The organism is Microbispora catharanthi, from assembly GCF_006334915.2.
Classification (GTDB): Bacteria; Actinomycetota; Actinomycetes; order Streptosporangiales; family Streptosporangiaceae; genus Microbispora; species Microbispora catharanthi.
The window spans coordinates 50,358-70,611 of sequence record NZ_VDMA02000005.1 but is presented as its reverse complement, the minus strand read 5'-3'; the positions used below and the strand labels follow the sequence as shown (position 1 = coordinate 70,611).

Genomic DNA, 20,254 nt, shown 5'->3' with positions numbered 1-20,254 from the left:
CCGATGCCGCCGAAGGTCGCGGAGTCGAGCGTCGTCCGGTGCCCGCACTGCGGCCGCAACAACCGCGTGCCCCGGGCGGGTGCCGGGGTCCCGCGCTGCGGCGAGTGCCGCGAGTCGCTGCCCTGGGTGGTGGACGCGGGGGACGAGGACTTCGCCGAGGTCGCCGAGGCGGCGCGGATACCGGTCGTCGTCGATTTCTGGGCGTCCTGGTGTGGGCCCTGCCGCATGGTGAGCCCGGCGCTCCAGCAGGTCGCCACCGAGCTGGCCGGGCGGATCAAGTTGGTGAAGGTGAACATCGACGAGGCGCCCGAGACGTCGCGGCGCTTCGACGTGCGAGCCGTGCCGACGCTCGTCGTCCTGCGCCTCGGGCGGGTCGTGGCCCAGCGGGCCGGTGCGGCGCCGGCGCCCGTGCTGCGGGAGTGGGTCGGCGATGCGCTGGCCGGATGAGCTCACCGAGTCGCCCGATCTGCAGGGCGCCTACCCCCGGCTGAGCGATGCGCAGATACGGACGCTGGCCGCCCACGGCGAGCGTCGCCCGGCTCACCGGGACGACGTGCTGTTCACGGAGGGCGACCCGTGCGCCGCCTTCTTCATCGTGCTGAGCGGCAGGGTGGCGATCGTGAAGGGGTACGGAGTCGACGATCAGGCGATCAGGGTCCACGGCGCGGGCCGGTTCCTGGGCGAGCTCAACGTGCTCACCGGCCAGGCCAGCTTCATAACCGCCGTGGTGGCGGAGGACGGCGAGGTGCTCGCCGTACCCGTGGACGAGCTCCGCCGGCTGGTCGCCGGCGACGAGATCCTGGGCGACCTCGTCCTGCGCGCCTACCTCATCCGCCGCTCGATGCTCATAGGACTGGGGGCCGGTTTCCGGATCGTGGGCTCCCACTACTCGCCGGACTGCCAGCGGTTGCGGGAGTTCGCGGCGCGCAACCGGCTGCCGCACCAGTGGATCGACCTGGAACAGGACGCCGAGGTCGAGCGCTTCCTGCGGCGGATGGGCGTCACCCCGGCGGAGACGCCGGTCGTGATCTGGCGCGGCGAGTTGGTGCTGCGCAACCCCACCAACGCGGAGCTGGCCAGGGCCATCGGCCTCCCGGCGCCGAGCACGCGGGAGGCGGTGTGCGACCTGCTCATCGTCGGAGCCGGGCCGGCTGGCCTGGCCGCCGCGGTCTACGGAGCCTCCGAAGGGCTCGGCACGGTTGTCCTCGACAGTGTCGCCCTGGGCGGCCAGGCGGGCACCTCGTCGCGGATCGAGAACTACCTTGGCTTTCCCGCCGGGATCTCTGGTGGCGAGCTGGCCGAGCGGGCGATGATCCAGGCGCGCAAGTTCGGCGCGGAGCTCTGCGTCCCGGCGGAGGCGTGCACGCTGCGAGAGCACGAAGGCCATCACCTCGTCACCCTGAAGGAGGGCACGACAGTTCACGCACGCACGCTGCTCATCGTGACAGGCGTCCGCTACCGGAGGCTCGTCGTGCCCGACCTGGAGAGGTTTGAGGCGACCAGCGTCTACTACGCAGCCACCGCGTTCGAGGCACAGATGTGCAGCCGGGATCCGGTCGTCGTCGTGGGCGGCGGTAACTCGGCTGGCCAGGCCGCGCTGTTCCTCGCCCACCACGTCGTCTCTGTCCGCCTGCTCGTACGCGACGGCGAGCTGACCAGGAACATGTCCCGCTACCTGGCGGTCGAGATCGAACAACACCCCGGCATTCAGGTGTTGCTGAACACCCAGGTCCGGCGGCTGGTCGGGCGGGAGACGCTCGAAGCGGTCGTCGGGCACAACGTCACCGGGGAGCGGTTCACCGTCGAGGCCCGCGCGATGTTCGTCTTCATCGGTGCGGAGCCGTACACCCGGTGGCTGGCCAACGAGGTCGCGCTCGACTCCCGGGGATACATCCTGACCGGGCTGGACGCCGCTCGTTCAGGCAGGAAGGGCGTGCCGGACTCGACCGGTCGGCCGTTCTCGCTGGAGACCAGCAGAGCGGGTGTGTTCGCGGCCGGGGACGTGCGGAACGGATCGACCAAACGGGTCGCGTCGGCCGTCGGCGAGGGCGCGATGGCCGTGCGCCTCGTGCACGAGCACCTTCAGCTGAGGGGCTGAGCCGCCCACGCGGGAAGGAAGGGGACTGGCGATGGCAGAAGTGATGGCGGTGCCGAGGTTCGAACGGTTCTTCAGGACGGTGGCGGGCCTCGACGTCGACAAGGAGGATCTCCGGCGCTACAGCGACTTCGTGAACCAGAAGCTGTACGACCTGCTGGTGATTGGCCAGGCCCACGCGAAGGCGAACGTCCGGGACGTCGTCGAGACCTGGGACCTGCCCGTCACCAAGGGCCTCCAGGAGAGCATCCACCGGTTCCGCGACCTCGACGAGGACATCGAGCTGAAGCCCATCCTGGAGCAGCTCGCGGCGTTGCCTCCGCTCGACCTGTCCATCGGCGAGGAGGTGAGGGAACGGCTGCCCGAGATCGTCGGCGGGCTGTCGCTGGCGCTGGCGCGCACGTTCACCATCCTCGATCCCGGCCTGAAGAATCCGAGGACCGAGCAGTGGGAACGCGTGATCCGCCTTTTCGAGCTGCTGCTCTAGAAGCGAGGACATCATGAAGGCAGTCGTATACGAAGGACCCCGGCAGGTCGGCGTCAAGAACGTGCCGGACGCGCGGATAGAGATGCCCGCCGACGTCCTGGTCCGTGTCACCACAACCAACATCTGCGGCTCCGACCTGCACATGTACGAAGGCCGGACCGACCTGGAGCCGGGCCGTGTCCTCGGCCACGAGAACCTCGGCGAGGTGGTCGAGGTGGGGCCGGGAGTAGTACGCGTCCGCGTCGGCGACATGGTCTGCGTGCCGTTCAACGTCGCGTGCGGCTTCTGCGCCAACTGCGAGAGAGGCCTTACCGCCTTCTGCCTCACCACCAACCCGGAGCCGGGGGTGGACGGGGCCGCTTACGGCTTCGCGGACATGGGCCCGTACAACGGCGGCCAGGCCGAGCTGCTGCGCGTGCCGTTCGGCGACTTCAACTGCCTGGTCCTGCCGGACGACGCGCGGGAGAGGCAGACCGACTACGTCATGCTGGCCGACATCTGGCCCACCGGTTGGCACGCGACCCAGCTCGCCTGTGTGCAGGCCGGCGACTCGGTCGTGATCTACGGGGCAGGGCCGGTCGGCCTGATGGCCGCCTACTCCGCGACGTTCAAGAGCGCGGGCATGGTGATGGTCGTGGACCGCCACCCGGACCGGCTGGCCAAGGCCGAGGAGATCGGGGCGATCCCGATCGACGACTCCAAGACGTCGCCGGTCGACCAGGTCATGGAGCTCACGCATGGCAGGGGCGCCGACCGGGGCTGCGAGTGCGTGGGCTTCCAGGCACACGACCCCCAGGGACACGAGCATCCCAACATGACGCTGAACAACCTCGTCAAGTCGGTGAGGTTCGCCGGGACGATCGGGGTCGTGGGCGTGTTCATCCCCATGGATCCCGGCAGCCCCGACGACCTCTACAAGCAGGGCGAGATCGCCTTCGACTACGGGATGTTCTGGTTCAAGGGCCAGACCATGGGCAACGGTCAGTGCAACGTCAAGAACTACAACCGGCAGCTCTGCACCCTCATCCACGAGGGGAAGGCCCGGCCGTCGTGGGTCGTCTCACACGAGCTGGATCTGGACGACGCGCCCGGCGGCTACGAGCACTTCGACCAGCGGGATGCCGGATGGACCAAGGTTGTCCTGCATCCCGCCGGCATCGGCTGACCCTCTCGTGGCGGCCGCGGGCCTCGCGGTCCGACCGCTCAGGCAGTGAGGGGACGCGCCATGCGCATGCCGGACGCCCGCTGGCTCAAGCAAAGGCTGCACGACGCCTTCAACAGGCACGATCTGGACGAGGTGATCCAGTGTCACAGTCAGGACGCGGTCCTGGTGACCCCGGCGGGCGTCGCGTAGGGGCACGAGCAGATCGCCTCCTACTACGAAGACCTGTTCAGGGGCTTCCCCGACATGCGCATGACGGTCTGGCACACCGTCCTGTGCACCGATCCGGCGGTGACCGAATGGCTGCTCACCGGCACCCACACCGGGCCCTTCCTACTGCCCGGGGGCCAGGTACTGGAACGAACCGGCCGCCATGTCGCCATCCGGGGGACCAGCACCTGAAGCCGAACACGATGCAATGTGGACCGCCTTCGAGGCGCGCTTCGTCTTCAAGCCGAGTACGAGCATGTATCCGGGGATCGTCGAACCATCCGACTCGGTCACCTGGCATCTGGCCGCCGTCAGTGGGCGGGAGGATCCCATGGTGGATGAGATCCAGGCCGTCATCGAGCGCGCTTTGCTCGCCTGCGCGCGACCGGGCGAACCGCTCTACTGGCTCGATTGGAACCACCAGGGTTACCGCTTCGATCCCCATAGGGTCGCACGCCCTGGCGGGCCCCGCTGGCCCGGTCTCGCTTACCCCGACGGTGACTATTACCTCTATCTCACCTCTGATCTTCGTCTGGGCACCTTCGGGCATCCCTGGGAGGATTCCCTATGCGTCTTCGGCAGTGATCTGCTGGCCGAGGTGGAGGACGAGCTCACCGAGCTCTTGGGCACGGCCTTACGGCGTGGTGGTCGCAACATCGGAAACATATGGACCTTCTAGTCCATTGGTCCTGGTAGCAGCGAACGGGTTCGGGGACGGATGGGTTGCCTGTCAGCCGAATCCCTCGGATCGCCGGTCCTCACTGCTGGCCCTGACCGACGACGGCCTGCGACTGGCGGACGCGGCAGAAAGGACCTTTACCGAGCGGCTGGCCGAGCTGATCGCAGATACGCTCCAGACGTCCCCCCATGACGGCCGCCGCGCAGACCCTCTCAGAGCTGCGCACCGTCCTGGAACGCGACCAGATCGGCATGCCCACAGGCTGATGCGTTTTCGCGACCCGGCCGGAACGGCAACGGTCAGGCATGGTCAGCGCATCAACGTCGGCAGCCACACCCCGGTAGCACCATCACCGTCAGTCACCGGGGGCGGAGCTGCTTTCCATCTGGCAGCACCGGGGTCGGGGAACCCAGGAACAGCCATTGGCGCTACCCATCAGTAACCGGGCCGGGCCCGACAGATCTCGCGTTCTGTCGGGTCAGGCGCTACTTGGCGGCTCAGGACACGTTCGGGAGCGGGGGCCGAGACGACTACGGGCCGTTGCACGGACTGACGGGCGACTGGTAATCGTCACGGTCGAGCATGTGACGAAAACTCACCACCACCCACTGTGGGCTCAGCGCGGAAGCGGCGAATTCCTGAGACTGACCGGGCCGCCACAACGTCACGGTGGCCGACTGCCCCGTCATCACTCACCGCTTCCCTGTCACCGAGGCCCCGGAGCGTTCCGCCACCGAATATCGTGGCGGCGCGGTGATCACCTTGGGGCGGCGTCCTGGGCCGCCGCCGGGGATGGCGGGCCGTGCGTGGTCCCGGTCGATGCGTGCGAGGGGCTCACACCGCTCCTGGACCTGCTGGCGGTGATCATCACCAGGGGAGCACACCGGCGCGGTCGGTGACCGTGCCGGTGGGCGTGTCAGGCCCCAGGGTGGCGATGCGCACCGCGGCCTCGGCGCCCTCCTCGACGCTGTGCCCGAGGCGGCCGGTGAACTCGGTCGCGGTCTGGCCCGGGTCCACCGCGTTGAAGCGGACGTCGGGGATCGCCTTGGCGTACTGCATGGTCAGCATGGTGACCGCGCTCTTCGACGAGCTGTAGGCGGGCAGCGGATACTGCGACTCGACGCGCTCGGGGTCGTGGGTCAGCGTGAACGACCCCAGGCCGCTGGTGATGTTGATGACGGATGGAACGCTCCCCGCGCGCAGGAGCGGCAGGAACGCGTGCGTGACCCGTACGAGGCCGAAGACGTTGGTCTCGTAGACATGGCGGACCTGGTCGGCCGTCATTTCCTCGGGTGCGGTGACCTCACCGAGGATTCCGGCGTTGTTGATGAGGACGTCCAGGTGGCCCATCCGCGCGCGCAGCGTTTCGACCGCCGCGTTGACCGACGCGTCGTCGGTCACGTCCAGCTGGACGAATTCGGCGCCGAGCCGGTCGGCGGCCTCGCGGCCGTTCTCGGCGTCTCGGGCTCCGATCCAGACGGTCTGGCCCGCCTGGACGAGCCGGCGCGCCGCCTCGTGGCCGAGGCCCCTGTTGCCGCCGGTGATCAATGTGGTCGTCATGGTCTTTCTCTCCGTAGCGTGCGGGGGTCGTGTCTAGTGGGCGGGTCGGAAGGGGCGCAGCAGGCGGATGCCGTCCTCGATGGAGCCTTCGGTCAGCTCGAGCATCTGCGGGACGAGTTCCTGCATTCGGGGCGCGGCGAGATGGGCCTCGAGATGGGCGCGGCTCTCCCAGCGTTCGTAGATGACGAACGAGCCGGGCCGGCCCTCGACCTCGTGGGCCTCGTAGTCGATGTTGCCCGGGTCGTTGCGCGAGGGGGTGACGGCCGCGGTGATGAACGCCTTGAGGTCGGCCTCCCTACCCGCTTTCGCCTTGGCGTCCCAGATGACGGTCACGTAGCCGTTGGGGGTCGCGGTCATGGTGATTCCTTTCCGAGCGGTGTCGGCTCTGAATGCCGTGTCAGCTCTCGATGAAGGCGAGGAGGTCGGCGTTGATGGTCTCGGCGTTCACGGTGCACATGCCGTGCGACAGGCCCGGATAGACCTTCAGGGTCGCGTTCTCGACCAACGTGACCGACAGCTCGGCGGAGTCGGCGATCGGCACGATCTGATCGTCGTCACCGTGCAGGATGAGCGTGGGCACGTCGATCGCCTGGAGGTCCTCGGTGAAGTCGGTCTCCGAGAACGCCTTGATCCCCTCGTAGTGCGCCTGCGCGCTGCCGGCCATCCCCTGGCGCCACCAGTTCCAGATGACGCCCTGGGACGCGTCCGCGCCCGGGCGGTTGAACCCGTAGAACGGCCCCGAGGCGAGGTCGAGGTAGAACTGGGAGCGGTCGGTGGCCACGCCCTCGCGGAAGCCGTCGAAGACCTCGATCGGCAGCCCTCCCGGGTTCGATTCCGTCTGGACCATGAGCGGCGGGACCGCTCCGATGAGGACGGCCTTGGCGACTCGACCGGCACCGTGCCTCGCGACGTACCGGGCGACCTCTCCCCCGCCGGTGGAGTGGCCGACGTGGACGACGTCGTGCAGGTCGAGGTGCGCCACGACGGCGGCGGCGTCCGCCGCGTAGTGGTCCATGTCGTGCCCCTCACCGACCTGGGCGGAACGTCCGTGCCCACGGCGATCGTGGGCGATGACGCGGTAGCCCTGCCGGACGAGGAACAGCAGCTGGGCGTCCCAGTCGTCCGAGCTCAGCGGCCAGCCGTGGTGGAACATGACCGGCCGGCCCGAGCCCCAGTCCTTGTAGAAGATCTCGGCTCCCTCGCCGGTGGTGACGGACGGCATGGTGTGCTCCTCGCGGTCTCGCCCGAGTGCCGGGCGGCTTGATGTACCTACGAGGGTGGCTCAGCGCGGTCTCCGACAGCCTCCGTCAGCTGACTGCCATGTGATCGCCGGATGCTTACGTCAGGGCCGTGGCAGTACCGCGACCCGGCCGGTGGACCTTACGGCCGTGCGGTCGGGGGCTCCGGGGGCAGCGCCTCGAGAGCGTCGCGGAGCGCGGCACGTGACGTGATTCCCAGCTTGGGGAACAGGCGGTACAGGTGTGACGAGACGGTTCGTGGCGAGAGGAACAGCCGCGACGCGATCTCCGGGTTCGACAGCCCTGTCGCCGCGAGCCTGGCGACCTCCAGCTCCTGCGGGGTGAGGGTCGCGCCGGCCTTGCTCCGGGCGGTCCGCGTCATCCCGGTGGCTCGAAGCTCCGCCGCGGCCCGGGCCTCCCACGAACGGGCCCCGAGCTGCTCGAAGCGGCTGCGGGCCGCGGTCAGCTGCACGCGGGCGTCGCGGTTGAGTCCTTGACGGCGCAACCTCTCGCCGTACGCCAGGTGAGCACGGCCGACCTCGAAGGGCCACTGCTCGATGCCCGGCACCGCGAGTGCCTCCTCGAAGCGCTGAGCCATGACCTCGGGAGCCGACGTCATCGCCGCGACCGTGGCCGAGCTCAGCGCGAACCGCGACGAGAGGCGGGCGACGCCGGCGCTGCGCATTGCGTCCGCGTGCCGTCGCGCCTCGTCGAGGCGCCCGGAGCGCAGGGCCGCCTCGACGAGATCCGGTGCGGACCACACGGCCTCCGGGTTGAAGGGCGGCAGCACACCCGCGGTGCAGATCGCCGTGGCGTGCCGGAAGGCCGTCTCGAAGTCGGCGGCCCCGAGGGCCGCCCGCGCCGCCGCCTGGTGGGCGCAGTTCTCCATCCGTCGCAGGCCCCGGGGCCCCGACCAGCTCCAGATCTTCTCGCAGTGGTCACGGCACACGTCGAGGTCGCCGCGCTGGGCCGCGACCATCGCGGCGACGTAGTGCCCCACCTGGCCGAACAGGTCGTACGCCGTCTCCTCGCACAGCGCGATGAGTTCGGCTGCGGCGTCCGCCGACGACGGCCACCGGCCGACGTCGAGGTCGTCCAGCGCGACGAAGATCAGGCCCGGCATGCTCGCTCCGACCACGCCGCCGTCGCGGCCGTCGCCGATGACGCGGGACACGGCCTCGCGACAGCCGGGGAGGCGATCGAGGTACGAGGCGGCCAGCGCGGTGCGGATGACCACGTCGGCGTCGGTCTGGTCCTTGAGCTGCGCGATCTCGTCGTCCAGGCGGCGCAGCAGATCGTCGGTGACGGCGCCGGGGTCGTGGTGGATCCGCGCCAGCGACACCGCGGCGGCGGGCGGCGCGTCGGGGAACCGCGCGAGCAGGTCGACCAGCGGCCGCCAGTGCTCCGGCCGGCCCGAGTACTCGCTGGCGAGCGTCAGGGTGAACAGCGCGGTCTCCAGCTCGCCGCGTGGCAGGCCGGACGGGATCGGAGCCTGTTCGATCGCCTTCATCAGGATGGCGTGGGCGGTGTCCGCGTCACCCTCCGTGACGAGCACGAGAAAGCCGGCGGTTGCGGCCGCCGCGAGCGACCGAGCCGCCGGGTCGCCCTGCACCTCGCGCATGATCTCGTGCGAGATCTCCAGGTGGCCCGCGAGCCAGGCGGCGACGTAGGCGGCCTGCGACAGGCGGCGTCTCCGGGCCGCCTGGTCGGGACTCAGCTCGGCCGCACGCCGCAGCCTCGCGATGGCACCGGCGGCGTCGCCGCGTCGCAGGCTGCTCTGGGCCGCCGACTCGATGACGGTGGCGACCGTCTCGTCGGGCGCCGTCGTGGCTCTCGCGAGGTGATCACCGCGGCGTTCGGGCTGGTCGACCAGCGCGTCGGCCAGCCGGCGGTGGGCGCTGCGCCGCTGCTCGCCGGTAGAGCCGTCGACCACCGCGGACCTGACCAGCGGATGCCGGAAGCGCACGACGCGGCCGTTCTCCGCGACCTTGACCAGGTGGTCGCGCTCAGCGGGAGCGAGTCCGTCGAGCCCACCCGGCCCGCCGGCCGCCTCGAGAACGCCGATGTCGCCTGAGCCCTCGAGAGCCGCGAACAGGAGCAGATCGCGCGTTCGCCGCGGTAGTCGCTCGACGCGGGCGGCGTACAGAGCACGGACGTCTCGCGCCGGGCCGCTCGCCCACCCCGCACCTGCGCCGTGGGGATCACCGGACACCGTGGTGGATCCGGCGAACTCGAGCAGGGCGAGGGGGTTCCCCTGTGCCTCTCTCGCCACTGTCCGGAGGACCCGGCGAGGGAGGTGAGTGAAGCGCCGGGACAGCAGTCGCAGTGCGTCCGCGTCGTTGAGCGGCGCGACTTGGAGCTCCGCCAGGCCGGTGGGCTGGAACGACGCGCCGGATTCCGCTCGCCGGGAGGCGAGCAGCCCGATGCGGTGACCGTCTAGTCTTCTGGCGACGAAACCCACCGCGGATCGGCTCGCGTCGTCGATGACATGAAGATCGTCGACGACGAGGAGCAGCGGCCGCTCCTTCGCGGCCTCGGCGAACAGCGACAGTGCGGCGTTCAGGACGGCGATCCGGCTCGGCGCGAGGCCGGCACCGAGACCGAGCGCGACTTCGAGGGCCTCTCTCATGGGACGCGGCAGACGACCGAGCTCGGGCGACAGCGAGACGATGAGCTGGTGGAGCCCCGCGAAGCTGATGTCCGTCTCGTACTCGACGCCGCTGCCGCGGACGACCCGGAACCCCTTCGCGACCGCCAGCTCGGCGGTCGCGTCCAGGAGCGCCGTCTTGCCCACCCCCGGATCACCGGTGAGCAGGATGGCGGCTCCGTCCGTCCCGGCCGTGTCCAGGAACGTCACGAGCTCGGCGAGCTCGCGGTCTCGACCGACCAGTCCGGTCGGATCGACGCCTACGCCTGCCACTACCGCCGCCCGCCTCCCGCTGCGTCCCTTGTCCTGCCGCGCTGAGCAGTCGAACGACCGGCCGCGCACCTGAGCAGGGATTATCTCACCATGCCCACCACCCGGACGCGCGCGGCAACGTCGGCTCGGTGGTTGCGCCACCGCGCACAGAGCACCGGCAAGCCGGCCGTTGGCGCTCTCACGCGCCATGTCCGGGGCCTCGGCCACCGCGACGAAACGGGCCCGCTGATGGGGTGCCGGGTCATGCCCTCGATCACCTTGTCGGTGATGGTGGAGATGGTTTGCTTGGACACCTCCGCCCCGTAGACCTCGGCCAGGTGCGCGGTCTGCTCGTCCTCTCGCAGGTAGCGGGGCGCATCAGAAGGGGGCACCGTCGGTCGTCTGACCGGCGGTGCGCCCTTCCTTTTTGATTTGTTCGGCGCCGAGCCGTCAATCCTGCACTGCCTAGCTGTTGGCGTCCGGCAGTTCCGCCTCCAGCCGGTCCAGGAACCGGCTGATGATCTCCGCGATGAGGTACCGGACGAGACCGTGCCGGGCGTGCTCGCGCAGGTCGCCCTCGAGGTCGGTCATCGCTTCCTTCACCGCAGGGTGCACGGTCGTCGATCGGGACGGCGCCTCGATGCCATCGCTGGCCTGCCGGCGGGCCCGTGCCCACTCGACGCATACATCAAGGTCCGCCGGCGTCATCACCGCCAGGGCGGAGTTCCACACGTGGTTCGTGCCGAGCCCCCGCCTTCTCAGCATCTTGCGGAGTCGGTTCATCGCCCGCACCGACCGCCGGTGCAGGTCCTCCGGGAGACGGATGGAGAACTTAGCCCACCGCTCGTCCCCCTCGGAAGCGAGGAGATACGACGCGGCAACCGCACGACCCGCCTGCCCGAGAGTCACTCCCGAAGACACGGACGCGGGCACCCGCGGCAACTCCAGAATGGCGCGCGCCGACGGCATGCGGGAGACGGCACCGCGAGACACCGGGCGGGTACGAGGCCTTTCCGCCTCTTCCCGCTCGGGCTCGGGCTTCTCCTGTTCGTAGTCCTCATCATGCTCGGGACCCGCATCGCCAAGCTCTTGCGCCGGAGCTGTGACAGCGGGACGTTCCTCTGGGAGCGGTGGGCGCTCCTGCAGCGGCGGGTCTGCCTGGACGGGGGCAGGGGTGGACGCAGTCTCCGGGGCGGGCGCCGGCATGGGTACGGCCGTCGCGGTGGTCTGTTCGGCTGGAGGTTCCTCGACGGCGGGCGTGGTCAAGTGCAGCGGCTAGTCAGTGCTGAGGGGAGGGGGCACATCGGGCCGGCATCGCCGATGCGCCGCCGAGTGTGATGGTGAACTCGTCGAGCATCCCCGCGCGGGGTGGCAGGTGGCGTGATCATCGGCAGATCACGTGGACTCGGATGGCTGGCCTTTCTTGGCGGCTAGCTTTGGGACGGAGAATTCATCGTAGGTGCGGGGACTGATGGGCGGGAGATTCCGTTGGTGCGTTGGCTTGATACGTGAGGTGTCGAAGCCCTCGGGCCATTTGGTCTTCTCGTCGAAGACCACTCGTTTCAGCGAGGCGCCTGTAAGGTCGGCGCCGGTGAGCGTGGCCTCGCGAAGGTCGGTGTAGTCCATGCGAGCGCCGCGTAAGTTGGCATTCCGCAGGTCGGCCCTGGTCAGATCTGTTCCGCGGAGGTCAACGCCCTCCGCGATGACCCCGGTCAGGACGGCGTCGCGTAAGTCGGACTGGTAGAGAACGGCGTCAATGAGGTTCGTCCTAGTCAGTCTTACTCCGGTGAGATCCGCTCGGGTCAGATCGGCTCCGATGAGGGAAGCCTCCGTCAGGTCGCTGAAGTGGAGATCCGCGTCCCGGAGCCGAACGGAGGCGAGGTTGGCCTTGGGAAGGACCAGGCGGTCGAGAAAGAGCACCTGACCTCGGATCGGGGCCCGGCGGCCGAGCACAGTCAGCGCTGCGTGGATGTCGGGGGCGCGGAGCGAAAGGTTGACGTCGTTGCCAGGCGGTCTGCTGGCCTGCCGCGCGTGCCCGGCACCTCGTTGAGGATCGCGGCTGCGGTTGCCGACGAACGAGGACAGGATTTCCGAGATGGACCGGCGATCAGCTGAGGAGGAGCGGGAGATGCGTTCGAGAGCGTAGATACCGCCGAGGCGGACGTCCAGGTTCGGATCGCCCAGGTGGGTGATAGCAGCGGCAAAGGACTCGGTGGCCTGCCCGTGACGGCTGAGCTGTAGTTGACGCCAGGTCAGATAGGCGCCGATCAGCAGTACCAATCCACCGACTCCTTGGAGCAGGGCGATTCGGATGCCGTTCACTGCGGCGGCGTAGTCGTCCGGTGGCTTGGCGGTGCCCAGGTCCCATGCGAGGACATACCGGGGAAGGAACAGGGCGCAGACCAGTGTGATGAGTCCTAAGAGCGCAGTGAAGACGAGAGGCGCGGATATCCAATATCGCCATGGGGCGAGTCCCCGTGCGATCTTGTCTGTTCGCACAGGGTGGCCGGGGAGACGAGGTATGTGATCTTCGAAGCGGCTCATGGGCACCTGAGGGATCGACAATGGGAGCGGGGGTTCCACTGTCTCGCGAGCGCAGTTACATGGCCAGGAGCGCCACTGTACGGTTTTCGACTCTGGGTGGTGCGGGGTAGCCGATCTCAATGACTGGGTACCGCGGGCTGAATAAGGTGGGGACCATCTGGGGACCACACGTCATGCATACGGCTGAACGTCTGACACGTCACCAGACGTCATCCATTCCCATCTGAACGCCGCCGAGCTGCAAGAACGCGTACTCCAGCGTCCTGGGGGTCAAGGGGTCGTGGGTTCAAATCCCGCCGTCCCGACACTGTTCTAGCAGGTCGGAGCCGTGATCACGTGAGAATGATCACGGCTTTTCTGTTTTTCGTTGCTCGTTTGTTGCTCGGACGAGCCGTCAGTTGTCGACACCCCGCTGTCTCCCGTTGCCGCAGGCTGTCGCCCGGTGCCGGGCCTCGAAGCCACTGTCTCGCCAAATGTTCAAACCGTCAGGCTGCAGTGATGAGACTAATGATCTACAAGGTAAAGGCGGACGCCGTGAAGACCATTTCGAGACGTAGCAGGCCTTGTAATAGTGGACGGTAGCCTTGTCGTGGCCCGCGCCCGTGGCCAACTTGATGGACGGGGTGACCAGGAGGATGCAGTCGCCGGTAGTACGTGGCTTATCCAGCTGACAATCCGGAATCTGCTGGGTGCTCAATGACAGTGCACTCATCCGCCATGGCCTCAGCGTGTCGACCACAGCGCACCCCTCACGTCGTTGAGTGAGGGGTGCGTGCAAGCGTGCACGCCCGTACGGCCGAAAATCGCTTGCCTCGCCCGGCGGGCTCAGGAAACGTTGTGTCCATGATGCTCTAACGGACAGCACCCCGCTACTTCGAGATGCCACGGCGCCGACTCGCGCTGTAATGCCGCCCGTCCATAACCTGTTCAGCGAAGAGAGCGTCTTTGTCTCAGCAACACTCCCGGCAGGAGTTTCTGCCGCCGTCCATCCCGGCCGCGGGGTCGGCCACCGTCGCCGTGTTCGCCTCCCCCACCAGTTGGATCGAGTCCGATGCCGTTGCGCAGTGCCACCAGGTGGCCGCCCTCGACGGCATGATGCATGTCGCCGCCATGCCGGATCTGCACCCCGGCAAGGGCGCTCCCATCGGGGCCGCCATGGCGTCGACCAGGCTGTATCCGTTCCTGGTGGGCTCCGACATCGGTTGCGGTATCGCCGTGTTCCCCGTCAAGCTCAAGCGCGCCGTACCCGAGAAGCTCGCCGCCCGGTTCCCCGATCTCGATCGCGCGCTGCATCCTGAGCAGAATGCCGACGACCCGGCCTGGGCCGTTGTGAAGGGCGATATTCCCGCCGGTTACGTCGAGGGCCTCGGGACGGTCGGCCGAGGCAACCACTTCGTCGAGCTGGCGCGCATCGGGACCGTCTTCGAGCCGGGCCACGCGAGCCGTCTCGGACTCGCCGCCGGCGACCTGGTCCTCATCGTCCACAGTGGTTCCCGCGGGCTGGGCGAACGGATCCTGCGAGCCCACACCGCGGTCCACGGCGCGGGCCCCGCCCCTGATCCCGGCGCCTACCTGGCGATGCACGACGACGCCGTACGCTGGGGATCACTCAACCGGCGGCTGCTGGCCGCCCGGGTCGCCCACGCGCTGGGGACCGAGCCCACCGAGCCGATCCTCGACCAGTGCCACAACCTGGTCGAGGTCCGCGACGAGGTCTACCTGCACCGCAAGGGGGCGGCGCCGGGCGACGGCCGCGACGTGCTGATCGCCGGTACGCGAGGCACCCCTTCCTACCTGGTGGTCGGCCACGCCCGGCCGGACGCCAACCATTCCGTGGCGCACGGCGCGGGCCGCAAGATGTCCCGTGCGGACGCTCTGCGCCGGGGGCGGGCCAAGCACACGGTCGAAGAGCTGCGCCGCACACCGATGGGGTCGCTGGTGGTGTGCGGCGACCGCCAGCTCCTCTTCGAGGAGGCACCAACGGCGTACAAGCGCATCGAGCAAGTCATCGCCGACCTCGTCGACCATGACCTGGCCACGCCTGTGGCCACCACCATCCCTCTGGTCACCTACAAGACGCCCGACCTCGGGTCCACACCTCAAGTGGACCACCGGGACCACCGCCGCAAACGAGGCCGGTCGTGAGCGTTCACCTGCTCCTGTCGGCCGGGCGTGGCCCGCAGGAGTGTGCCTGGGCGTTGGCCCAGCTGCTGCACCGGCTGGAAGCCGACGCCACCCGGCAGAACCTGGAGACCCATCGGGCCCAGACTGTCCCCGGTGACCGGGCCCGCACCTACCGATCGGTCCTCATCCGGATCGCAGGAGACGGCGCCGAGGCATTCGCCGCCTCGTGGACCGGAACTCTGTGCTGGCAGGCCCCCAGCCCATATCGGGCCGACACCGGCCGGAAGAACTGGTACGTCATCGCCCAACCATGCCAGGTCGACACCCCGAGCACGACGTTCGCGGAAGCAGACGTCGACGTCGTCGCCTGCCGCACCGGCGGCCCCGGCGGTCAACATCGCAACAAGGCCAGCACGGCGGTACGGGCCACCCACCGCCCCACGGGGACCGTCGTCGTGGTAGACACCGAGCGGCAGTTCAGCCTCAACCGCCGCATAGCCATGCGGCTGCTGCGACAGGCCATCCAGCACGGCGACGAGGCGGCAGAGCGCGCCGCCAGCAGCGCCCGCTGGCGCATCCACGATGACCTCGTACGCGGCAACCCCACCCGCATCGAACGTCCGGAACCGTCGAAGCAGGACCTGGCCCCGCAGAAGCGGACGCGCCGACGACAGCGGCAGTCCACCCGACCACGCCCACCGCGGGAGGAGAGTCTCATCCGACAACATGAGGATCGCTAGGGCAAGAGCGGGCAGTGCCGCCGTCCGGCTGCACCGCTTGCCCGCTGTATGTTCTCGCCCTGGGCCGGCTCGGGCTTGGGTGTCATGCAGGCCGTCACCACCTACGTGCACCACGAGCAGAGCGTCCGCGGCGCGTGTCGCGCGGAGCGCAATGCGCGTCGAACGGTCACCGGCGGCGTCGACGACCTCGACCGCGAGACGACCCGGATGCTGGAGAAAGTGCTCGACCGCCGCGTCCCGTCCCCCGCCGCCTGACCGCTCACCTCGTACGGCCCGCCGACTCTCGTGCGGGCCTTACGAGGTGTTGCGCATCTCAGCGAGACCTCATCGGCAGGATCAGAGATGGCGACTGGTCGGGAGGGCGAAATGAACGACAAGACGGCGGCCCTGCTCGACGACGTCGTCTCTCGGTTGGAGAAGAGCATCGTCGCCCGCGACTGTCCCGCCATCGTCGTCCTGAACGGGGACCGCAGGCCCGCGCTCAGCGACTATGACGATCTGCGCGACGATGCGACGGCCGCCGCCTTTGAAACACGAGCCGCCGCCAAGGCCCACGAGATCGGCGCGATGCGGTAGGTGCTCGCCGTACCGCAGGTGTGGGTGTTCATCCCGCCGAGCACCGTGGCCATGCGAGCGGTCTCTCGAACCATCCCCTGCGCGAAGGCGAGCAGGAAGCATCACCTGGATGAGCTGCGACAGGGACGACGGCGTCGACTGCGGCCGCGTCCCCTACGCCCGGCGCCCCAATGGAGAGCCGATCCTCGGTGATCCGGAGATGTTCACCGCGCGTCCGCCCCCACGACACCATCGGATCAGGGATCGAAATACCTCTCCTGGACAAGATGCTCTTTAAGCGCGAAGGGCGTCGATCAGGGCATCGACGGCGGCAAGCGCGGCGGCCGTGTCGAGTCCTGCGCGGGAGACCAGGGAAAGGCCCTGGACGGTGAACAGCAGTAGCTGCGCCTGGGCCTCGGGGGTGGCGGCCTGGGTGACCTCGCCGCTGGCCTGCGCGCGCCGCAGGGCGTCGGCGACGATCTGAGTGAAGCGGGCGTGCGAGCGGGCTACGATCTCGCCGGCCTCGGCATCCTGCGGAACAAGTTCGGCGGTGGTGTTGCCGATCATGCACCCCTGCGGAACGCCGACGTCGGAGGCATACTCCTGCGCCCGGGCCGGGTTGGCGAGCACCTCACGCAGCGCCGGCAGCACCGGCCCGGCCTCCAGCGCCGTGACGAGCTGGCGCTCGTAGGTGTCCCAGTACAACTGGACCGCCGCTAGGTAGAACTGCCGCTTGTCGCCGAAAGCGCCGTACAGGCTGCCTCGCTCCAGGGCCAGCGCGTCGACGAGGTCCTGAACGGAGGTCGCTTCATAGCCTCGGGACCAGAACAGGAGGAGCGCGCGCTCCAGGGCCTGGCCTTTGTCGAATGCGCGGGGGCGTCCTGTCCGTGCCATATCCCCAGCTTACGACTTTTTGACTGTACGCACAAAAGTCCGTACGGTGATGGTCGAGCGACTTCTTGAACGATCACACAGAAGTCGGCGGCGCGCGAGCGCGCCAACGGACGAGAGGCAGGACCACATGGACTTCGAGGGAAAGACGGCGCTGATCACCGGATCGGGCGCCATCGGCGGGCTCGGGCACGCGACAGCGCGAATCCTCGCCGCCGGAGGGGCTGATGTGATCATCACCGGCACCGACCCGCACCGCGGCGCCCAGGTCGTGGACGACGTGCGGGGGAGCGTGGCCGGCTCCGCCGGCACCGTGCGCTTCATTCCCGCCGACCTGGCCGACCCGCAGGCCGTGCAGCGGCTGGCCGAGGACGCTGGGGCGGTGGACATCCTCGTCAACAACGCGGGCGTCGTCCCGTTCAGCGCGACCGCCGACCAGGACATCGCCGACTACGACGCCGCCTTCGCGGTCAACGTGCGCGCGCCGTTCATCCTTACCGCCCAGCTCGCACCGAAGATGGCCGCCAGCGGGGGCGGCAGCATCGTCAACGTCAGCTCCACCGCGGCCGGCCTGGGCATGCCGCTGATGGCGGTCTACGGTGCCACCAAGGCAGCGATCGAGTCCCTGACCCGCACCTGGGCGGCCGAGTTCGCCGGGTCGAACGTGCGCGTCAACGCCGTGTCGCCCGGCCCGATGACCACCTCCAAGGTGGTGGCGGCCATGGGACCGGACCTCGGCGGCATGGGACTGACGACCGCGCTGAAGCGCACCGCCGACCCGGCCGAGGTCGCCCAGGTAATCGCCTTTATCGCCAGCGACCAGGCAAGCTACGTAACCGGTGCCGTCGTGGCCGCCGACGGAGGCCGGACCGCCATCTAACCCCGGACGCGCCGGCTACCGACACGGCGGAGGCGGTCTGGGCGTTCTCCGATCATCCGTATTTCCACGCCAGGCCTGTCGGGGCCGCACATGGACCCGGCCACCACCACGACACTTATGCCCTCCGGGGACGGGGCCTGGAAGACCACGAAACGTGTCCCGGTCCGCATCCGCATAGACGTGAAGTCCGCCGGCCAGGGCCCCGTCCGCAGTGAGGAAGCCGGCCTCCGGCGGGTGTCCCGTGATGGCGGGGATGGCCCGCCATCGTTGCCAGAACCACCGTTACCAGAACCACGCGCCATGGCGCGAGTGAGGAGACTGAGTTCAATGGGTCGTCTTGAGGGAAAGCACGCACTGATCACGGGCGGGACGAGCGGCATCGGGCTTGAGACCGCCCGCGAGTTCCTCGCCGAGGGGGCGGCTGTCGCGATCACCGGCCGCTCGCGGGAACGGCTGGATGAGGCCGCCCGGCAGCTGGACGGCCCGCTGCTGCCCATCCTCAGCGACGCCGGCGACGCGGCCGGCCAAGCGGCACTCGCGGCGCGACTGCAGGAGGAGTGGCCGCAGCTCGACATCGTGATGAGCAACGCCGCCGACGTCACCCACCTCCCGATCGAGGAATGGACCGAGGAGGCATTCGACAGGCTCGTGGCCACCAATCTCAAGGGGCCGTTTTTCCTGATCAAGGCCTTGCTGCCGCTCTTTTCACGGCAAGCCTCGGTCATCCTCGTCGGCTCTGTCTCCGCTTTCATCGGGCACGAGAACGCGGCAGTCTACGGTGCCGCCAAGGCAGGCCTACTGTCCTTTTCCCGCGGGCTGACCTATGAGCTGAAGGACCGGGGCATCCGGGTCAACGGGCTGAGCCCGGGGCCGACCTTCACGGACACGTTCAAGTCGCTTGGCCCCGAGCGACAGGCGGCCATCTACGACGAACTCCGGCGGACCGTGCCCCTGCATCGCATCGGCACCGCCACCGAGCTGGCGAAGGCAGCTGTCTACCTGGCCTCTGACGAGTCCGCCTACACCGCCGGCACCGTCCTGCGCGTAGACGGCGGCATCGGAGAACTCGCCTACTGATCTCAATGCGTCAGCAGTCCTGATCGCGGATCGGCTTGTTGGTTTGCCCTGTTTGTCCCGCCTGGTTGCGGTGAGGTCTTCGCGTGTCGCTGCGGCTGCGCCGGGGTCGCCGTCGACCGGCGCTCCTCGCTTCTCTGATCAGCCCTTGGACGCCCCATCCCGGAAAGCGCGAGGCTAGGGGTCGGATGCCTCGGCGGTCAGAAGGCGTCGACGTACACGTACAGCCGGTCGAAGCAGAGAGCGGCCAGGTCGGCGCGGCGAATCACCCAGTGGAAGAGGCCCGCCTCCAGCTCCTCGCAGTCGTCTTCACCGCGCCAGGTAGCCAACAGCGTCCAGTCGTCGCCGTCCGCGACCGGCAGCGGCGCTTCGTCCCGGGCCATCGCGACCGGGTCCCAGTTGAAGAGGACAGGTTCACCGCCAAGCTGGAAGCGCCAGTGAGGGCGCCAGCCGACCACGTGCGACCAGGCGGACTCCAGCTCGGCGGCCCGCTGCGACTCCTCGTCGTCGTCCTCCTCGCGCCAGGGCCACGACCACTGGTGGAAGCAGAAGTCCAGCCGCGCCCGGCGGTAGGTGTCCGGACCGCCGTCCGGGTCGACCGGTCGCTCTGCCGACGGCGTCCCGGCCGGTATGTACCGCACGGCGTCAGCGACCACCGCCCCGCTGCCCGGATCGGGGTCGGCGAAGAACAACAGCCGCCCCTCGGTGGGCAGCGGCAGATCCGTCGCCCCGGGCGGCAGGGCCGCGCAGTCGACGGCTGCGACGAACGCCGCCGTCGGCGCGGGGGCGCCCTCCGGCAGCGGCGGGTTCCCGCCGGTCATCGCCACCACCGGGCCGGGGCCATCCTCTGCGAGGTAGACCGCCGGGCGGGCGGTGCGTATGTACGCCTCCACCTCGGCGGCCGGAATCCCACGTGCGGCGGCCTCCACGCGGAAGCGGGCAGCCCTCGCCGCCGGGGTCTCGTCAACGGTTTCCGTGTCGGTCATGGGACGACCTTATGGGCGTCATTCGGTTCATGTGGGCCATCGCGTCGTGTGTGTTCGACGTCATCACCCAGATGCATCAAGGCTGGCAGGGGCAGATCGTGACGAGCTGAGCTTTCAGATGGAGTGCGGC

Annotated in this window: 22 protein-coding genes; 13 read left to right on the top strand and 9 right to left on the bottom strand. The window is 69.0% G+C overall.

All coding sequences use genetic code 11. The features are described from left to right. The first annotated feature begins 3 nt into the window (after positions 1 to 3). Genes trxA through FH610_RS10850 form a run of 7 tightly spaced genes read left to right on the top strand, consistent with a single transcriptional unit; the run spans position 4 to position 4,633 of the window. Entirely contained in the window at positions 4 to 447 is a 444-nt protein-coding gene (gene trxA, locus FH610_RS10875) for a thioredoxin (RefSeq protein WP_139574205.1), read from the top strand. After that, complete coding sequence (locus FH610_RS10870) at positions 431 to 2,098, top strand: FAD-dependent oxidoreductase (protein WP_139574204.1); 1,668 nt, start codon at positions 431 to 433, stop codon at positions 2,096 to 2,098. The genes trxA and FH610_RS10870 overlap by 17 nt, the downstream gene beginning before the upstream one ends. Positions 2,099 to 2,129: 31 nt before the next feature. Then, complete coding sequence (locus FH610_RS10865; RefSeq protein WP_139574203.1) at positions 2,130 to 2,582, top strand: DUF1931 family protein; 453 nt, start codon at positions 2,130 to 2,132, stop codon at positions 2,580 to 2,582. A gap of 13 nt (positions 2,583 to 2,595) precedes the next feature. Next, positions 2,596 to 3,747: a glutathione-independent formaldehyde dehydrogenase gene (locus FH610_RS10860; RefSeq protein WP_139574202.1), complete on the top strand. Its 1,152-nt coding sequence runs from the start codon at positions 2,596 to 2,598 to the stop codon at positions 3,745 to 3,747. A 60-nt stretch (positions 3,748 to 3,807) separates the two neighbouring features. After that, on the top strand, positions 3,808 to 3,936 hold the full coding sequence (locus FH610_RS45150; protein ID WP_205825691.1) for a nuclear transport factor 2 family protein: 129 nt from the start codon (positions 3,808 to 3,810) through the stop codon (positions 3,934 to 3,936). A gap of 12 nt (positions 3,937 to 3,948) precedes the next feature. After that, positions 3,949 to 4,146, top strand: a complete 198-nt coding sequence (locus FH610_RS10855; protein WP_139574524.1) for an ester cyclase — start codon at positions 3,949 to 3,951, stop codon at positions 4,144 to 4,146. Further along, positions 4,118 to 4,633 carry a DUF2716 domain-containing protein gene (locus FH610_RS10850; protein ID WP_139574201.1) on the top strand — a complete coding sequence of 172 codons (516 nt, stop codon included), beginning with the start codon at positions 4,118 to 4,120 and terminating at the stop codon, positions 4,631 to 4,633. The genes FH610_RS10855 and FH610_RS10850 overlap by 29 nt, the downstream gene beginning before the upstream one ends. A 79-nt stretch (positions 4,634 to 4,712) precedes the next feature. On the opposite strand, the gene FH610_RS10845 is transcribed toward FH610_RS10850, so the two are convergent. The 7 genes from FH610_RS10845 to FH610_RS10810 all read right to left on the bottom strand — a co-directional run bounded on the left by FH610_RS10845 (position 4,713) and on the right by FH610_RS10810 (position 12,610). After that, a complete protein-coding gene (locus FH610_RS10845; protein ID WP_139574200.1) occupies positions 4,713 to 4,967 on the bottom strand; it encodes a hypothetical protein in 255 nt (84 codons plus the stop codon). Positions 4,968 to 5,500: 533 nt separating this feature from the next. Beyond that, on the bottom strand, positions 5,501 to 6,193 hold the full coding sequence (locus FH610_RS10840) for an SDR family NAD(P)-dependent oxidoreductase (RefSeq protein ID WP_139574199.1): 693 nt from the start codon (positions 6,191 to 6,193) through the stop codon (positions 5,501 to 5,503). Between the two features lie 33 nt (positions 6,194 to 6,226). Further along, positions 6,227 to 6,550 (bottom strand): putative quinol monooxygenase, encoded by a 324-nt coding sequence (locus FH610_RS10835; protein ID WP_139574198.1) that lies wholly within the window; start codon positions 6,548 to 6,550, stop codon positions 6,227 to 6,229. Positions 6,551 to 6,590: 40 nt separating this feature from the next. Further along, a complete protein-coding gene (locus FH610_RS10830) occupies positions 6,591 to 7,415 on the bottom strand; it encodes an alpha/beta fold hydrolase (protein ID WP_139574197.1) in 825 nt (274 codons plus the stop codon). A 158-nt stretch (positions 7,416 to 7,573) separates the two neighbouring features. After that, positions 7,574 to 10,351 (bottom strand): helix-turn-helix transcriptional regulator, encoded by a 2,778-nt coding sequence (locus FH610_RS10825; protein ID WP_139574196.1) that lies wholly within the window; start codon positions 10,349 to 10,351, stop codon positions 7,574 to 7,576. Positions 10,352 to 10,795: 444 nt separating this feature from the next. Next, entirely contained in the window at positions 10,796 to 11,113 is a 318-nt protein-coding gene (locus tag FH610_RS10815) for a hypothetical protein (protein ID WP_139574194.1), read from the bottom strand. A gap of 612 nt (positions 11,114 to 11,725) precedes the next feature. Next, positions 11,726 to 12,610 (bottom strand): pentapeptide repeat-containing protein, encoded by an 885-nt coding sequence (locus FH610_RS10810; RefSeq protein WP_161627976.1) that lies wholly within the window; start codon positions 12,608 to 12,610, stop codon positions 11,726 to 11,728. Between the two features lie 1,209 nt (positions 12,611 to 13,819). Between FH610_RS10810 and FH610_RS10805 the strand changes: the two genes are divergently transcribed. The 4 genes from FH610_RS10805 to FH610_RS10790 all read left to right on the top strand — a co-directional run bounded on the left by FH610_RS10805 (position 13,820) and on the right by FH610_RS10790 (position 16,314). Then, positions 13,820 to 15,019 (top strand): RNA ligase RtcB family protein, encoded by a 1,200-nt coding sequence (locus tag FH610_RS10805; RefSeq protein ID WP_205825689.1) that lies wholly within the window; start codon positions 13,820 to 13,822, stop codon positions 15,017 to 15,019. Beyond that, positions 15,016 to 15,738: a peptide chain release factor H gene (prfH, locus tag FH610_RS10800; protein ID WP_139574192.1), complete on the top strand. Its 723-nt coding sequence runs from the start codon at positions 15,016 to 15,018 to the stop codon at positions 15,736 to 15,738. Before FH610_RS10805 ends, prfH begins: the two co-directional genes overlap by 4 nt. A 75-nt stretch (positions 15,739 to 15,813) precedes the next feature. After that, positions 15,814 to 15,993, top strand: coding sequence for a hypothetical protein (locus FH610_RS10795; RefSeq protein WP_139574191.1), 180 nt, complete (start codon positions 15,814 to 15,816; stop codon positions 15,991 to 15,993). Between the two features lie 111 nt (positions 15,994 to 16,104). Then, complete coding sequence (locus FH610_RS10790; protein ID WP_139574190.1) at positions 16,105 to 16,314, top strand: hypothetical protein; 210 nt, start codon at positions 16,105 to 16,107, stop codon at positions 16,312 to 16,314. Between the two features lie 273 nt (positions 16,315 to 16,587). Here the strand turns inward: FH610_RS10790 and FH610_RS10785 are convergent, their stop codons facing one another. Then, complete coding sequence (locus tag FH610_RS10785) at positions 16,588 to 17,187, bottom strand: TetR/AcrR family transcriptional regulator (protein ID WP_139574189.1); 600 nt, start codon at positions 17,185 to 17,187, stop codon at positions 16,588 to 16,590. 127 nt (positions 17,188 to 17,314) lie between these two features. Between FH610_RS10785 and FH610_RS10780 the strand changes: the two genes are divergently transcribed. After that, entirely contained in the window at positions 17,315 to 18,064 is a 750-nt protein-coding gene (locus tag FH610_RS10780; protein WP_139574188.1) for an SDR family NAD(P)-dependent oxidoreductase, read from the top strand. Positions 18,065 to 18,391: 327 nt separating this feature from the next. Next, complete coding sequence (locus tag FH610_RS10775; RefSeq protein ID WP_139574187.1) at positions 18,392 to 19,141, top strand: SDR family oxidoreductase; 750 nt, start codon at positions 18,392 to 18,394, stop codon at positions 19,139 to 19,141. A 197-nt stretch (positions 19,142 to 19,338) separates the two neighbouring features. Here the strand turns inward: FH610_RS10775 and FH610_RS10770 are convergent, their stop codons facing one another. Next, complete coding sequence (locus FH610_RS10770) at positions 19,339 to 20,124, bottom strand: DUF1963 domain-containing protein (protein WP_139574186.1); 786 nt, start codon at positions 20,122 to 20,124, stop codon at positions 19,339 to 19,341. Positions 20,125 to 20,254: the final 130 nt, after the last annotated feature.

What these genes read in the sequence shown, in the direction of transcription:
- FH610_RS10785 (WP_139574189.1), bottom strand. Translation starts at nt 17,187, where the DNA reads ATGGCACGGACAGGACGCCCCCGCGCATTCGACAAAGGCCAGGCCCTG.
- FH610_RS10835 (WP_139574198.1), bottom strand. Translation starts at nt 6,550, where the DNA reads ATGACCGCGACCCCCAACGGCTACGTGACCGTCATCTGGGACGCCAAG.
- FH610_RS10850 (WP_139574201.1), top strand. Translation starts at nt 4,118, where the DNA reads ATGTCGCCATCCGGGGGACCAGCACCTGAAGCCGAACACGATGCAATG.
- trxA (WP_139574205.1), top strand. Translation starts at nt 4, where the DNA reads ATGCCGCCGAAGGTCGCGGAGTCGAGCGTCGTCCGGTGCCCGCACTGC.
- FH610_RS10870 (WP_139574204.1), top strand. Translation starts at nt 431, where the DNA reads ATGCGCTGGCCGGATGAGCTCACCGAGTCGCCCGATCTGCAGGGCGCC.
- FH610_RS10830 (WP_139574197.1), bottom strand. Translation starts at nt 7,415, where the DNA reads ATGCCGTCCGTCACCACCGGCGAGGGAGCCGAGATCTTCTACAAGGAC.
- FH610_RS10770 (WP_139574186.1), bottom strand. Translation starts at nt 20,124, where the DNA reads ATGACCGACACGGAAACCGTTGACGAGACCCCGGCGGCGAGGGCTGCC.
- FH610_RS10865 (WP_139574203.1), top strand. Translation starts at nt 2,130, where the DNA reads ATGGCAGAAGTGATGGCGGTGCCGAGGTTCGAACGGTTCTTCAGGACG.
- FH610_RS10790 (WP_139574190.1), top strand. Translation starts at nt 16,105, where the DNA reads ATGAACGACAAGACGGCGGCCCTGCTCGACGACGTCGTCTCTCGGTTG.
- FH610_RS10840 (WP_139574199.1), bottom strand. Translation starts at nt 6,193, where the DNA reads ATGACGACCACATTGATCACCGGCGGCAACAGGGGCCTCGGCCACGAG.
- FH610_RS10780 (WP_139574188.1), top strand. Translation starts at nt 17,315, where the DNA reads ATGGACTTCGAGGGAAAGACGGCGCTGATCACCGGATCGGGCGCCATC.
- FH610_RS10775 (WP_139574187.1), top strand. Translation starts at nt 18,392, where the DNA reads ATGGGTCGTCTTGAGGGAAAGCACGCACTGATCACGGGCGGGACGAGC.
- FH610_RS45150 (WP_205825691.1), top strand. Translation starts at nt 3,808, where the DNA reads ATGCGCATGCCGGACGCCCGCTGGCTCAAGCAAAGGCTGCACGACGCC.
- FH610_RS10815 (WP_139574194.1), bottom strand. Translation starts at nt 11,113, where the DNA reads ATGAACCGACTCCGCAAGATGCTGAGAAGGCGGGGGCTCGGCACGAAC.
- FH610_RS10860 (WP_139574202.1), top strand. Translation starts at nt 2,596, where the DNA reads ATGAAGGCAGTCGTATACGAAGGACCCCGGCAGGTCGGCGTCAAGAAC.